We start from the raw sequence: 14,389 nt of genomic DNA, 5'->3' as shown, positions 1-14,389 counted from the left end.
TATGAGCCAATTCGAAAATTCATTATTCCAAAATCTTATGCACGGTGACTACACCGGTGAGGGAGATCTGATCCAGTTGATTACCGATGAGGAAGAGGATGAGCCCGGTAAAGAAGAGTTTGGTGAAGAAATTCCGATTCTTTCAGTCCGCAATACCGTTTTGTTTCCCGGAGTAGTTATTCCTATCACAGTAGGAAGGCAACGCTCTATCCGCTTGGTAAAAAAGGCCCAAAAAGGGAATAAGCTCATAGGAGTTTGTGCTCAGATCAATCCCAACCATGATGATCCTTCTTGGGAAGATATTTATCATGTGGGTACCCTGGCCAAGATTATCAAAATGATCGTACTTCCTGATGGCAATACCACCATCATCATTCAGGGCAAAAAGCGATTTAAGATCCGTGAACAGGTCACTGATGATCCTTACTTTATTGCCAAAGTGGATTTTCTGGAGGAAAACTTTCCCAAAAATTCCAAAAAAATCAAAGCCCTCGAAGAGTCACTCAAGGATGCAGCGACCAAAATCCTACACTTGAATCCCGAAATTCCGAGGGAAGCTCAAGTGGCCTTGGATAATATTGACAATACCCCATTTCTTACCCATTTCCTCTCTTCCAACATCAATGCGCCTGTAGAAGCCAAGCAGCGTCTGCTCGAAATCAATGATGGGGTAGAGCGTGCCACGCTCCTCCTTGAATTTATGATGAAGGACATCCAGATGCTGGAGCTGAAATCGGAGATACAGAAGAAAGTCCACACGGATATCGATCAGCAGCAGCGGGATTATTTCCTTCGTCAGCAGATGAAAGTCCTTCAGACCGAACTCGGTGAAGAAGGCCCCGAGAAGGAGGTGGAAGACCTTCGCGCCAGAGGCGAAAAGAAAAACTGGCCGGCCGAGGTTAAGAAGCATTTTGAAAAAGAACTGGATAAAATCCTTCGTATCAATCCTTCAGCCGCAGAGTATCCCATCGCACTCAACTATGCGGAAACGATGGTGGAGTTGCCTTGGAACGAGTTTACTCAGGACAACTTTGACTTGAAGCATGCACGGGCAATTTTGGATTCAGATCACTTTGGTTTGGAAAAAGTAAAGGATAGAATCATCGAATACCTTGCTGTTTTAAAACTTAAGAATGATCTAAAAGGTCCTATCCTTTGCCTATACGGCCCTCCGGGTGTGGGGAAAACTTCCCTAGGGAAATCCATTGCTTCCGCTTTGGGTAGAAAATACATCCGCATGTCTTTGGGAGGTCTTCATGACGAAGCCGAAATCCGAGGCCATCGTAAGACCTATGTCGGTGCGATGCCAGGCAAGATCATCCAAAACATGAAAAAGGTGAAAATCTCCAATCCGGTTTATGTATTGGATGAGATTGATAAGCTGTCTTCGGATTTCCGCGGAGATCCTTCTTCCGCATTTTTGGAGGTGCTCGACCCCGAGCAAAACAGCACCTTTTTGGACAACTACCTTGAGGTGGAGTATGACCTCAGCAAGGTGTTATTTATTGCTACTGCTAACTCACTCGATACCATCCAGCCTGCACTTCGCGACCGTATGGAAATCATCGAAGTGACAGGCTATACCCAGGAAGAAAAGCTGGAAATCGCTAAAAAGCATTTGGTGCCCAAGCAACGAAAGGAGCATGGCTTAAAGAACAAAGACGTCTCTTTTGATAAGGCTGCGTTGATCAAGATCATTGAAGATTATACCCGAGAGTCAGGCGTGAGAAGCTTGGAGCGAGCTATCGGTAAAGTAATACGTAACATCGCCAAGTCTATCGCCATGGAGGAAGAATATGATCATAAGGTTTCTCCAGAAGCGGTACGAAAGATTTTGGGCTCGGAAATTTTTGACAAGGAAATTTACCAAGACAACAGTGTTGCTGGTGTGGTTACCGGACTTGCTTGGACGAGTGTAGGGGGAGAAATTCTCTTCATCGAATCCAGCTTGAGCAAGGGAAGGGGCAAACTTACCCTTTCCGGTCAGCTAGGAGATGTCATGAAAGAATCTGCCATGACTGCTCTTTCTTACCTCAAATCCAAAGCTGAAAGGCTAGGGATTGACCATCGGGTATTTGATCAATACGACCTCCATATTCACGTACCTGCAGGTGCAGTTCCTAAAGATGGTCCATCAGCTGGTATTACCATGCTTACAGCCATGGCCTCGGTCTACACGCAACGAAAGGTAAAGGCGAAAGTGGCCATGACCGGCGAAATCAGCCTGATCGGGAAGGTTATGCCTGTAGGTGGGATCAAGGAAAAGATTCTTGCTGCCAAGCGAGCCGGTATCAAAGAGATTATCCTTTGTAAGAAAAACCAACGGGATATCGAGGAGATTGATGCACAATACATCAAAGGAATGGAATTTCATTTTGTAGAAAAAGTCGATGAAGTTTTGGAGATCGCCTTGACCAAAACCAAAGTGGAGGATCCTTTGAAGTTTACCTTCACCTCTGAAACCAAGCCTATTGATTAATTTATTCACTGAACAAGGTTTCCTCCATTAGGGGGGAAACCGCTTTTTCTTTTACCCAAAGACCAGCTCAGGTTTATCCTACCTAACAACTATAACATGAACTCCATACATTCCCTCACTCCAAGACAGATCGTTGAGGAGCTAGATAAATATATTATCGGTCAAAAAGATGCTAAGCGAAATGTGGCTATCGCCCTTCGTAACAGGATTCGCAGGATGATGGTGAAGTCTGATATTCAAAAAGACATCGTGCCAAACAATATCCTGATGATCGGAAGCACAGGTGTCGGAAAAACTGAAATTGCCCGACGCCTTGCTAAGATTGCTCAGGCTCCCTTCACCAAAGTGGAGGCTTCGAAATTTACGGAGGTAGGTTACGTGGGTCGGGATGTGGAAAGTATGGTCAGAGATCTGGTAGAGCAGAGTGTCCATTTGGTAAGAGATGTGAAAAAAGAAGAAGTCAAGATCAAAGCTGCCGATGCGGTGGAAGAAGTGATCTTGGATATTTTGATTCCTCCGGTGAAAAGTGCGGGTTTTACCAGGCCAATGTCCATCAGTTCGGAATTGGATTCTGAACCTAATTCTGATTCTGAGCTCAATGAGCGTACCCGTGAGCGCTTCCGAGAGAAACTCCGAAACGGAGAACTGGACGACCGGAAAATTGAAATCAATGTCAAAGCATCGGCTCCTGTAGGCATCGGAATGATAGGAAATGGTATGATGGATGATGCCAGCATGGCTGGACTTCAGGATATGATTTCGGGCATGATGCCTAAAAAGACCAAGAAAAGAAAACTCTCTATAGCTGAAGCCCGCAAGGTGCTCCTAGAAGAAGAGATGTCCAAGTTGATTGATTTTGATGAAGTTAAGGAAGAGGCGATTCGGTTGGCGGAAAATAACGGGATCATCTTCATCGATGAGATCGATAAAATTGCCTCCAAATCCGGTAAAAATGGAGGAGGTCCTGATGTCAGCCGAGAGGGTGTTCAGCGGGATTTGCTTCCGATAGTCGAGGGCTCTAGCGTGAATACCAAATATGGGGTGATCAATACGGACCATATTCTATTCATCGCAGCGGGTGCTTTTCACGTGAGTAAACCTTCTGACTTGATACCGGAGCTTCAGGGAAGATTTCCGATTCGAGTGGAGCTTCAAAGCTTGACGCAAGAGGACTTTACACGGATTTTGAAAGAACCTAAAAACGCGTTGACCAAGCAATACGAGGCGCTTTTTGAAGTAGAGGAGGTGTCATTGGCCTTCACTGATGACGCAGTAGACGAGATTGCAAGATTGGCATTTGTGATCAATCAGGAAGTGGAAAATATCGGTGCCCGTCGTCTTCATACTGTGATGAGCCATTTGCTCAATGATTTTCTGTTCGAAGTGCCTGATTTGATCGAACCCAATTCCAAAATCATGGTGACCAAAGAGATGGTTCAAGAGCGATTGAGTACGTTAGTGAAAAACCGAGACTTGTCTCAATACATTTTATAACAGAGTCAGGGAAATTGAGACGCTACTTCAACCAATGAAAACCCTACTGATTCTCACCGGACATACCAAAGGGCTGGGACATGCCATTTTAGAAAAGTTCTGTGAATTTTTGGATACTCATATCGTAGCTCTTTCGAGAGGAAGTCTGGAAATCAATCATCCTAGGATAACAGAGGTGCCACTTGATCTCAGTGATTTGGATGCTTTGGAAACCCAGTTACCTAAAGTGTTTCCCAAAGAGGCTTTTGATCGCTATGTATTGATCAATAATGCCGGCTGGATAGGGGAAGTGAAACCTGTCGGAAAACTTAATCCCAAAGGGATTCAAAGGGCGCTAAACTTAAATCTTGTTGCTCCAATGATCCTGATGGATGCTTTTGTGAAGGCTTATGGTCCATCCGAAGGTCAAAAAGTAATCTGTAACATCAGTTCGGGTGCGGCACATCGGCCTCTGTCAGGATGGGGAGAGTATTGTGCCAGCAAAGCCGGATTGGCCATGTTTTCTCAGGTGGCAAATGAAGAATTGAAGGAATTGGGCTTTAGAGTATTTTCTCTTGCCCCCGGAATAGTCGATACAGCGATGCAATCCGAAATCAGGCAAGCGGAACTAAATGATTTTCCGGCATTGGGTCGCTTTATGGAATACAAATCGGAAGGTCTCCTGAGTACACCCGAAGAAGTAGCGGCAAAAATTTTTTATCTTATTCAGCATCCTGGTTTATTTACCGAGGTGGTACAGGATGTGAGGAGGTTTTAAAACCTCTTTTTTGGAAAATCAACGAACCAAACTTCTGCTGTTTTTGGTCCAAATTCACTCCATCGATCTATTTTCGCCAGAAATCCAAATTGCCCAGAAGTTGGAAGATTGTCCAGTTTTCCTCCTAAGTGTTCGATAAGTTCGTTTAAGCCAGGATTATGTCCTACTATAAACAAGATGTCTTTCGAGTCTTTTTGAAGATGGATGTATTTCAAAATTTTATTTGGCGAGGCATGATATAGATTTTCTTCAAGGATGATTTCTGACACAGGAAATTCAAGTTCTTTGGCGATGATTTTTGCTGTTTCTACTGCTCTGGTAGCTGTGGAACATAGTATGATTTCTGCTTGTATCTTTCTCTTTTTTAGTCGCTTGGCCATGATAGGCGCATCTTGAAGGCCTCGATCGGCAAGTGGGCGATCATGGTCGCTTAGCCAAGGATTATCCCAAGCAGATTTGGCATGTCGGATCAAAATTATTTTCTTCATTTTGGCAGAAAAAAAACGATTATTTTGTTTTTTTTAATCAAATCTTTACATTTAGAGCACTTTCAATTACAATTTATCACAATTCATTATGTTTACCGGAACAGTAAAATTTTACAATGAAGCCAAAGGTTTCGGATTTATCGTTGATGACGAAACTCAGGGTGACGTATTCGTACACGCCACTGGGTTAGTTGACAAAGTTGCTCAAAACGACAAAGTTACCTACGACATCAAAGATGGTAAAAAAGGACCCAACGCCATCAACGTCAAAAAGGCCTAATATATTCAGCAGAATGTTTTAGCTAAGAAAATCCCTCGAACATTGCGATTCGAGGGATTTTTGTTTTAGTGCATATCTATGTTTTAGTGTAATTGAAAAATGGGTTAAGATATTAAATAAGGTAGGAGAGCATATTAAGGTCATTTTGACTTATTTTTTTAAAATAAACGATTGTTTTTCAGACAAAATGACTCAAAATAGGTGGTGGTATGGTATTTACTTATTACAAAAAGTAAAACAAAACCAACACAACTATGAAACTGGTAAGATACAATCACCTGGATCCTCAAATTCCGGCAAGCTTCAGCGGTATGCTGGACAGATTATTTTCTGAATCCATGAGCGCTGCACTGAAGCAATTTACTCCTGCGGTGGATATTGCAGAAGACGAAAAGTCCTATAGCCTTCATCTCGCAGTTCCCGGAGTGAAAAAATCAGACTTTAAGATTAGTCTGGTTGATGGTAAACTCACTGTCTCCGGAGAGCGAAAAATGGAAGAAAAAAGAGAAGGGAAAACCTACCACGGTCTAGAAACACAGTACGGTAGTTTTAGCAGATCATTCTTTCTCCCTGAAGATGTATTGACTGATCAAATTGAAGCTTCCTATGAAAACGGCGTTTTGATTTTGAACTTACCCAAAAGGGAAAAGAAGCTTGCAAAAGCCATCATTGAAGTGAAATAAAGGATGAGCGGGAAAACCCGCTCTCTTTATTTTTGTTATTCTTCCAAACAGGGTTGAAAGCGGTTAATTCTTGTTAATTTGAGGGCTTTGTTACATCCCAAAGCTTTCAAATGAAGTCTAAAGGATAGAAAATTTGCAGTATAAAACTTATTTAAGAAAACGATAACTATGAGCAAGAGACAGTTCTTTCTAGGGATACTTCTAGCAGCCTTGATAGGCGGAGTGGTGGCATTGGCTGGGGTTAGTTTTCTGATCCAACCTCAAAATGCTAGCACCTTTGATGAAAAGCAACAGGCAAGTTTTGTCAATATGCTTTCGGACGAAAACTTCACTATTCCCGATGGGATCAATTTTGTGGCTTCAGCACAGCTGGTCACCCCTGCTGTAGTCCATGTGAAAAGTCAAGTAGCCTATACTCCCAGATCTCAACGTGACCCAATCCAGGAGTTTTTCGGAATTCCGGACCCTAGAGGTGATCGTGGACAGGGCGGAGGCAACGGTGCTATGCCAATGAGTTCTGGTTCTGGTGTGATCATCTCTCCTGACGGTTACATCGTAACCAATAATCACGTGATCGAGGGAGCCACCAAAGTGGATATCTCTTTGGATAACAATAAACGTTATGAGGCTACCATCATCGGTACGGACCCCACAACAGACTTGGCATTGTTGAAAATTGAAGCAGACAACCTTCCATTTGTAAAGTTTGGGGATTCCGATCAGACCAAAATTGGAGAATGGGTACTTGCTGTAGGTAATCCTTTTGATCTTAATTCTACAGTCACTGCAGGAATCATCTCTGCAAAAGCCAGGAATATTAATATCCTCAGAAACGTTGAAAATGGTCTCCAAATCGAATCTTTTCTTCAGACCGACGCGGTGGTCAATCCGGGTAACTCTGGGGGAGCCCTTGTAAACCTAGCTGGTGAACTGATTGGGATCAATACCGCCATCGCATCCAATACTGGCACCTTTGCTGGATATTCATTTGCTGTGCCAAGTACTTTGGTGAAAAAAGTGATGGATGACCTGATAAAGTATGGCGCCGTGCAGAGAGGATTGCTTGGAGTGTCAATCCAGAGCGTGAGCCCTGAATTGGCAGATTACTTAAATAAGAAATTCCCAGTAGATCAAGGAGTCTATGTGGGTGGGGTAAATGAAAACTCCGCAGGTAAGGCAGCTGGACTTAAAGAAGGTGATATCATCATCTCCATCGATGGCAAGGCAGTAAATAATGTGTCAATGCTACAAGAAATGGTCGCGAGAAAACGTCCTGGGGATAAAGTGGAAGTAGAATACATCCGTGATGGTAAGACATCTAAGACTTCTGCTACGCTGAAAAATTTCTCCGGTGATACCAACATTGTAAAAAAAGAAGTGCCTAAAACCTTTACGTTTGAAGGCTTGCAATTTGAAGATGTGAAGCAGCAGACAAAAGATCAACTTAAGATCGCAGGAGGCGCAGTAATCAAGTCTAATGCAAATGAGGCTTGGAGAAATGCAGGAGCTAGAAATGGGTTTATCATTACTTCGGTCATCTCTGATTCAGGACGAAAGAAAGTAACCAATGCTCAGGAGATGATCGACTTCTTGGAGGATTCCAAAGGCCAAGAGATTGTAGTCCTGGGTATGTTCCCTGACGGAACAGACTACTACTTCGAAGTAGAGTTGAATTAATCAGAATCCATTCATATAAAAGCCGGTGAAAGCCGGCTTTTTTTATGGCTGCTTTTTTCTACTTTCAGATCAAATAAACCCACCAAACCTTATGACCAAAAACCTATTTCTAATTCTGATTTGCCTGATCGGAATGCAATCCAGCCTGACTGCTCAGGTGATTTCTCAGGCAGGAAAAACTCCCGTAGCCGGCATCTCTCAAGAGCGTGTGACCAAACTCGATGCTATGCTGGAAGAAGCGATTCAAAAAGAACAAGTGCCGGGACTGGTTGCTATGGTCCTGAAAAACGGTCAAGTGGTCTATCATTCGGCCAAAGGCTTTGCAGATGTGGAAAGCGGGAAAAAGATGGAGAAAAATTCCATTTTCCGGATTGCATCTCAGACCAAAGCAATTACCTCCACTGCAATCATGATCCTATGGGAAGAAGGCAAATTCCGCTTGGATGATCCGATTTCCAAATACATTCCAGAGTTTAAGAATCCTCAGGTATTGAGTAATTTTCGCTATGCTGATACCACCTATACTACCAAGCCTAGCAGCAGAGAAATTACCATCAGGCATTTGTTGACCCATACTTCAGGTTTAGGCTATGGCGTCATCGATGGGGATGAGCGGATGAAAATGATTTACCACAAGGCCGGAGTGGTGGACCTTTTTACCACAGAAAAAGTATCCATTGAGCAAAGTGTCAAGCGACTGGCTAAGCTTCCCCTTCACCACGAACCTGGAGCCAAATACACCTACAGCGAGGGATTGGATGTCTTGGGATATCTGGTGGAGATCATTTCTGGAAAACCCTTTGATGTCTTTTTGAAGGAACGGATTTTTGATCCGATCGGAATGAATGATACCCGATTTTATCTGAGCGAAGCACAAGCCCCCAGATTGGTGACAGTGCATACGCGCAAGGATAACAAATGGGCTTCTTATCCTGTGACATTTTATGATCCTGCCTATCCTAAAAGTGGCGCAAAGACCTTTTTCTCAGGAGGAGCAGGTCTTTCCAGTACCACAGAAGATTATGCCAAGTTCCTGCAGATGTATTTGAATGGAGGGATTTACAACGGAAAGCGTATCCTCAGTCCGCATACCATTCACACCATGATGCAAAATCAAGTTGGGGATCTTTGGAATGCCGATCGCTACCATGGGATAGGTTTCGGTGTCGTGACAGACAAGGGTGTGGCCATGGGCGGCATGGGCAGCAAAGGCACCTTTGATTGGGGAGGGTATTTCAACACCCAATATTTTGCCGATCAGGAGACAGGAATCATCGGGTTGATTTTCAAACAAACCTCCGGTGCCGGCAATGGGGATGAGACAGGGTGGAAGTTTCGTCAGATGGTATTTACATTGGTAGAATAAGATAGTAGTGGAGTGTGAAGACACTCATAAGGACAGAACTGTAGGTCCACAGATGCACAGATCAATCATATCTGTGCATCTGTGGCCTTTTAATTAAATACTTGGCTTTTTTATTCCCTTGAAAAATAGGTCATCATCAGAATCGAACCCGCTGTGCCGTCCATGGTTGGTTCGTTGGTACTATAATCACCAACCGCATCGTGATAGACAATAAAAGGGTTTTGCCTTCCGATATAATCGTCCGGCCTTTCCAAGGTCAATCCAATCAAATTGGAGTGGATAGTACGGAAAATCGGTCCATCCACCAAGCCTCCCGGTATCTCCAATCCCAACTTGACATAAGGAGCAGTATGCACATAGACGGGGAAATCTCCATGTCGCGGAATTCCTGTAAACATGCTTGTGCCCCAGGGATTTTTTCCAAAGAGCCAATCCCGCTGAGCAATCAGGTAAGGTTGGTATTGGGTGTTTCCGCTCATTTTTTCAAATAGAATTAGCTGCGTGGCTAGGCTGGTCATCAGATTATTGGAGCACCAGATAAAAGGAATACCTACTTCGAAGGGGCTGGTTTGGGCTTTTTTCAAAGTGTATTCAATGCCTTCTTGATAGAAGTTTTCCAGTGTCTTTTTGAAATTCTGATCTACCACTTCATGAAGAGAAAAGTGGCCCAGATTGATAAAGGGATATAGCTGATAATGGGCGGCCGAATCCCGAACTGTCCATGAATCAGCGTTCGAACTTTTCAAAGCATAGTCTTTTGCCTGAGTCAGATAGGATGATTCTCCGGTAGCTTTATAGAGTTCTGCTCCAGCCCATTCCATGTCATCATTCCAGGTTTCTTCATTGTAGCGATAAGGAGCCCCGTAGGAATTCCCCTGCTGATAGCCTTCGTATTTTCTTCCTAATGCATAGAGGCTTTTAGCTGCACGAAGGCATTGGATGGAAAAAGCTTCATCGATTTCTTTCCAGATTCTCGCTCCCAAGGCCAAAGCGGCCGCCGATCTTCCGGCAATGTTTGCCATTCCTGTGGACTCACTTTTATACTTGCCCAGACCTTGGGGCTTTCCCGTAGCAAAGTAGGCGGGGCGATAGCTGTTTTCTCCCCAACCGTAATCCGAGTTGTCTTGATTGGGGATTTTAAACCCTCGGTGATCCCGGTCATCGGCGATTTGATGGATGAGTTGGTCAGGAGCGGGATGAAGTTTGAGTAGCCAGTCCAGACCCCATTTGGCTTCGTCTAGGACATCGGGGATTCCATTTCCTCCCGGTTGGCCCAATGCATTCACCTTATCTTCAAATCGGTTCGGGAAAAGCTGATGCGCCATCAGCAGGTGTCCCGTGGCATAGCTTCCCGTGATTAGGTACTTGAGTTGGTCGCCGGCATCATGCCAACCGCCTGAGGCATCCACAAACGTGCTGTCCGGCATAGGGCCAAAGAAGCTGCGTCCATCCTCTTGATGACACACCATATCCATCGTCGGGTTGTACCCGCAACGCTGCTGCCTCATGAATTCCAACAGGTCTTACTGAATGCCCGCATAGGAATTAGATCCGATTTCAAATTTTTCTGAACTGGATCTCGAGGCTGAGTGCCAAAGGAAGTACGTTCCTTCCTCTTCAATCTGTGTGAAATCAACTGAATAATAGAAATAATCTCCCCAAACACCCGATTCCACCTGTTCAGGTTTGATTCTGGCCGCTGAACTCGAGTCGGGAAGGTGGATGAGATGGATGTTGTTTTTGATTTTTTCCTTGGAAAAAACGATGGCTTTTTTTGGGTCTGCTGGGTGAAAGCCAACTTGGTTGACGGAAAAGAAAATCTCCTGTGAATATGATGAAATAGCTATGAAAAACAAGACCAGTGTGCATAGAGAACGTATCATTGATATTTTCTTTAGATCTCAAGAAATTAGAAATTTTTTGCTTCAAACTTTAAATAAAAGTGATTAATGGTTAGTGAACTGAGTCCGTTCTTTCTAGGTATTTATTAGTTTTCAGGTGTGGAATTCGGATAAATTTTGATTTATTAAATTATGATTGATCATCAGAAAGAAAGGTTAGTAGGGGAAATTATTTATTACAACCATCAAAAGAAGTTTGGTTTCATTAAGACTTCAGATGGTGACTCCTTTTTCTTTTATTCAAACTCCCAAATAAGATGGGATGAAAAGCAAGAAGGGTTAATCCAAAAGATGTTCACTCCCTTTGTAGGAGATACGGTGAGCTTTCTGATTAGACCATCGGAATATAAAAAAGGTGAGTTAGAGGCCTATGGATTAAAGTGGATAGGAAACAGTCACAAGGAAGCACTCCTGTTGGAAATGAAGTCTAATCTCAATATTCTCGGTGAAATTTTACCAGGATTTGAATCAGTCTATTATTTAAAACCTGAGAACCACAAGTGTTGGTTGAAGATTATTCCTGGGCCTTGGGACGTGGAATTGCCCAGCTTTTTGGAAGACAGGGAAGGTAGTTGGATGAATTTTAGGATAGTTCAGAAAGCTAATCTTCAACGGATGAAAGCAATTTTGTTAGAATCTCCAAAATCCTCCATTTACGATTATTTGAGTTATCATCAAAAAGCTGGATTTCCAATCCCCTTGCGAATAATTTCCAATAAAAAAGGGAAAATCAAAGTCGAAACAGAGGAAGGAGGAATAAAAGGATTTTTTATTTCATCCAGTATAACAGATTCGGGGGAATTACTGTGGTTGAAAACTTTAAGTAAAGATATGGTGGTCGATGGCTTTGTCAGTCATGTGTTGCTAACATCAAAGACTATCTTGGTTGATTTTTTCAAGCCCCATAATCCTTTTAATCAAGAGGTTGAGGAAGGTTTTTCTGATGCTGAAGGGATAAAAGATTTCTGAGCGGCCTACTTAATCACCGCATTGATCTTTTCCCAGAGCAACTGATCAAAACCTGATAGCGCAAAGTTGGGATTGTTGGGGTCGGAGGCTCTGCCCATTCGGATGATGACCATTTTCTTACTGGGGATCACATAGATGCGTTGATCTTCTGCGCCCATGGCGGCATACAGGTCCGAAGGAGCATTTGGAATTAGCATTCCTGGAAAAACAGTCTGTGTATTGGGCAGCATGTATTGGTTTTTTCCATTAAGCCACCAGAGGTAGCCGTAGGAAGGATTGATGCTTTGGGAGGTAGAAGTGCTTTCTTTGAAAAATGCCTCGTTGACAATCTGCTCATTGCCCCATTTTCCCTGATTGAGTGCCAAGAGTCCAAAGCGTGCCATGCTTCTGGTGCTACTATGGTAAACGGTGAAAATGAGTCCTTCATTCCAGAAGCCATCCATACCTATCTTGTTTTTTAGCTTGGAATTAAAGTACGTTTCAAAAGACTGACCGCTTGCTTCTCCCACCACATTCATGAGTCGCTGGAAGACATTATGATAAGACCATCTGGTCCCGGCATCGGCGAGGTAAGTCAGGTTCGGCCGAATGATGAGCTCACTTTCATCATTGATGCCGGAGGTCATAGTGAGCAAATGCTTGGGTGTGATCAAGGCTTCTTTGGCCAAGGGCATGCTGGTCCAGCCTGCTCCGAGGTATTGTGACACCCGAGTAGTGATATCAAGGAGTTTTTCCTGCTGGGCGATCCCCACAGTAGCTGTAGTGAGGGTTTTGCCTGCACTGTTCCATTGCCACGTATCCGAGACTTTGTGTCCGTCAAAGTATTCCTCCATGACTATTCTGCCATTGACCAGGATGAGAAATGATTTGGAGTTTCTGCTGCGCAAATAGTCGATAAGGGCGGGGATTTGACTTTCATTCCAGCCGAGTTGGGAAGGTGCGACTTTTTCCCAATCATTACCGGAAATGGGAGGAAAGTACATTTCCTGATCTGTGATTTGAGTCGGTATTTCTGAAGGATTGCAGGAAAGGAGGATTAGCAGAATTCCTGAGAAAAGAAAAATTACATGCTTCATAGCTACAAAATTTAATTCTTTGACTTAGGCTCCAAATAGAGGTTTAAGTTAGATTCTTAAACTTTTCCAAAGTTCAAAACTTTGGAAAAGTTGTGAAAGGAATGAATGGTCCGGGGTTTATTTCAGTCCGAAAATCTGTATCAAATCACTTTCTGCAGCCAAGTAACCAAAAGAGGTAAATACCTTGCTATCGGTCAGTTCTTTCATGAGTTGTTTGGCCTTGGCCGAGTCTCCGTGATACAAATACCAGTTGGCCACCCCGTAGCGGACAGCATCATTGGAGGGGCTGCCGGGGCCTTCTTGGAATAAACTATCTACCGTCATCCAACCTTTGTAAAGCTGGCAAAGGTCGGCGTAACTCTGATTTTCGATCACCGTGGAGTCCGCATGAATGGGTGCCAAAAGTGAATCGGCTTTGGCCGGATTACCTAAGCGCTGTTGAATCATGTAAAGCCAATGGGTACTGGAGACGATGTTGTCGTAATGATTTCCGCTTTCCCGACACTTCAAATAAGCCAGATAGGCTTTTTCGTATTGGTGCGTTAGGTAGTAAGCTAAGCCCAAATGGTAGTAAATGTTCCCATGAAGGCTACTCACCGGGATATTGAGTGCATTGGGCATGCCATCGGGTTCGATCTCATCTTGTGTTCCTTGGATCAACTCAGCTGCCTTTTCAAAGTCAGCAATGGCTTTGTCATATTCCCGGATACTGATGTAGCGATGGCCTCGGTGACGATAGAGTCTGGGGTCATTGGGGAATTTCTCCAATCCTTTGGAATAGATGTCGATTGCCTGATGGTATTGACCGAGGTAAGCCGTGCGGCGACCATACCAAATCCAGGATTCAACATCCTCGGGATTGGCCTCGAAACTGGCTTTTGCTTCTTCGTATTGAGTCAGGAGCTTTTCGGAAGGAGCGGGAATTTCAAAGGTTTTTCCGAGCGGAGTGGTGAATACGGAATCCATTTTAATGGATTCATCGAATGATTCTTTCTGCGGGTTGCAGGCAAAGAGTAAGGGGAGAAAAAGGAGTAGATAGCGTCTCATAGTAGTATTTTTCAATTGATATGGCCCACGGTTTAAACCGTGGGCCACTCAAGTTTGGCTAATTTCTGGTATGAAACGCTGCTGCTAGTGTAGGATTATCTGATTTTTTGAGTGCTTGTAATTTTTTCTGGATGTTGACGAAGTCGGAGAAATTGATTTTTGAGGCGTCAGC

13 protein-coding genes are annotated in these 14,389 nt (G+C 43.7%); 8 read left to right on the top strand and 5 right to left on the bottom strand.

Annotated features, from left to right (window positions below; translation table 11 throughout):
* The first annotated feature begins 1 nt into the window (after position 1).
* The 3 genes from lon (at position 2) to ACFPIK_RS12765 (ending at position 4,730) form a co-directional block, all read left to right on the top strand.
* Positions 2-2,479: an endopeptidase La gene (gene lon, locus ACFPIK_RS12775; protein ID WP_377915856.1), complete on the top strand. Its 2,478-nt coding sequence runs from the start codon at positions 2-4 to the stop codon at positions 2,477-2,479.
* Between the two features lie 96 nt (positions 2,480-2,575).
* Positions 2,576-3,973 carry an ATP-dependent protease ATPase subunit HslU gene (gene hslU / locus ACFPIK_RS12770; protein WP_377915854.1) on the top strand — a complete coding sequence of 466 codons (1,398 nt, stop codon included), beginning with the start codon at positions 2,576-2,578 and terminating at the stop codon, positions 3,971-3,973.
* 34 nt (positions 3,974-4,007) lie between these two features.
* Positions 4,008-4,730: an SDR family NAD(P)-dependent oxidoreductase gene (locus ACFPIK_RS12765; protein ID WP_377915852.1), complete on the top strand. Its 723-nt coding sequence runs from the start codon at positions 4,008-4,010 to the stop codon at positions 4,728-4,730.
* Here the strand turns inward: ACFPIK_RS12765 and ACFPIK_RS12760 are convergent.
* A complete protein-coding gene (locus ACFPIK_RS12760) occupies positions 4,727-5,218 on the bottom strand; it encodes a SixA phosphatase family protein (protein WP_377915850.1) in 492 nt (163 codons plus the stop codon). The genes ACFPIK_RS12765 and ACFPIK_RS12760 overlap by 4 nt on opposite strands.
* Positions 5,219-5,306: 88 nt before the next feature.
* On the opposite strand from ACFPIK_RS12760, the gene ACFPIK_RS12755 reads away from it, so the two are divergent.
* The 4 genes from ACFPIK_RS12755 to ACFPIK_RS12740 all read left to right on the top strand — a co-directional run bounded on the left by ACFPIK_RS12755 (position 5,307) and on the right by ACFPIK_RS12740 (position 9,224).
* Positions 5,307-5,498 carry a cold-shock protein gene (locus ACFPIK_RS12755; RefSeq protein ID WP_067545283.1) on the top strand — a complete coding sequence of 64 codons (192 nt, stop codon included), beginning with the start codon at positions 5,307-5,309 and terminating at the stop codon, positions 5,496-5,498.
* 254 nt (positions 5,499-5,752) lie between these two features.
* On the top strand, positions 5,753-6,181 hold the full coding sequence (locus ACFPIK_RS12750; protein WP_377915847.1) for an Hsp20/alpha crystallin family protein: 429 nt from the start codon (positions 5,753-5,755) through the stop codon (positions 6,179-6,181).
* 168 nt (positions 6,182-6,349) lie between these two features.
* A complete protein-coding gene (locus ACFPIK_RS12745) occupies positions 6,350-7,858 on the top strand; it encodes a S1C family serine protease (RefSeq protein WP_377915845.1) in 1,509 nt (502 codons plus the stop codon).
* 91 nt (positions 7,859-7,949) lie between these two features.
* Complete coding sequence (locus ACFPIK_RS12740) at positions 7,950-9,224, top strand: serine hydrolase domain-containing protein (RefSeq protein WP_377915843.1); 1,275 nt, start codon at positions 7,950-7,952, stop codon at positions 9,222-9,224.
* A gap of 110 nt (positions 9,225-9,334) precedes the next feature.
* On the opposite strand, the gene ACFPIK_RS12735 is transcribed toward ACFPIK_RS12740, so the two are convergent.
* Both ACFPIK_RS12735 and ACFPIK_RS12730 read right to left on the bottom strand, forming a co-directional pair.
* The gene (locus ACFPIK_RS12735; protein ID WP_377915841.1) at positions 9,335-10,732 is read right to left on the bottom strand and encodes a glycoside hydrolase family 9 protein; all 1,398 of its coding nucleotides are present in this window, start codon (positions 10,730-10,732) and stop codon (positions 9,335-9,337) included.
* A 15-nt stretch (positions 10,733-10,747) separates the two neighbouring features.
* Positions 10,748-11,107 (bottom strand): cellulase N-terminal Ig-like domain-containing protein, encoded by a 360-nt coding sequence (locus ACFPIK_RS12730; protein WP_377915839.1) that lies wholly within the window; start codon positions 11,105-11,107, stop codon positions 10,748-10,750.
* Positions 11,108-11,545: 438 nt separating this feature from the next.
* Here ACFPIK_RS12730 and ACFPIK_RS12725 point away from each other — a divergent pair, with 438 nt between their 5' ends.
* Entirely contained in the window at positions 11,546-12,094 is a 549-nt protein-coding gene (locus ACFPIK_RS12725) for a hypothetical protein (protein WP_377915837.1), read from the top strand.
* A gap of 5 nt (positions 12,095-12,099) precedes the next feature.
* Here ACFPIK_RS12725 and ACFPIK_RS12720 read toward each other — a convergent pair whose 3' ends face one another.
* Positions 12,100-13,170 carry a serine hydrolase domain-containing protein gene (locus ACFPIK_RS12720; RefSeq protein WP_377915835.1) on the bottom strand — a complete coding sequence of 357 codons (1,071 nt, stop codon included), beginning with the start codon at positions 13,168-13,170 and terminating at the stop codon, positions 12,100-12,102.
* Positions 13,171-13,287: 117 nt separating this feature from the next.
* Positions 13,288-14,217, bottom strand: a complete 930-nt coding sequence (locus ACFPIK_RS12715) for a tetratricopeptide repeat protein (protein WP_377915833.1) — start codon at positions 14,215-14,217, stop codon at positions 13,288-13,290.
* Positions 14,218-14,389 lie beyond the last annotated feature (172 nt).

It is taken from the genome of Algoriphagus aquatilis, assembly GCF_042657405.1.
Taxonomy (GTDB): Bacteria; Bacteroidota; Bacteroidia; order Cytophagales; family Cyclobacteriaceae; genus Algoriphagus; species Algoriphagus aquatilis.
Note: the sequence above shows the minus strand (reverse complement) of the source record. Positions and strands in the feature narration are given on the sequence as shown.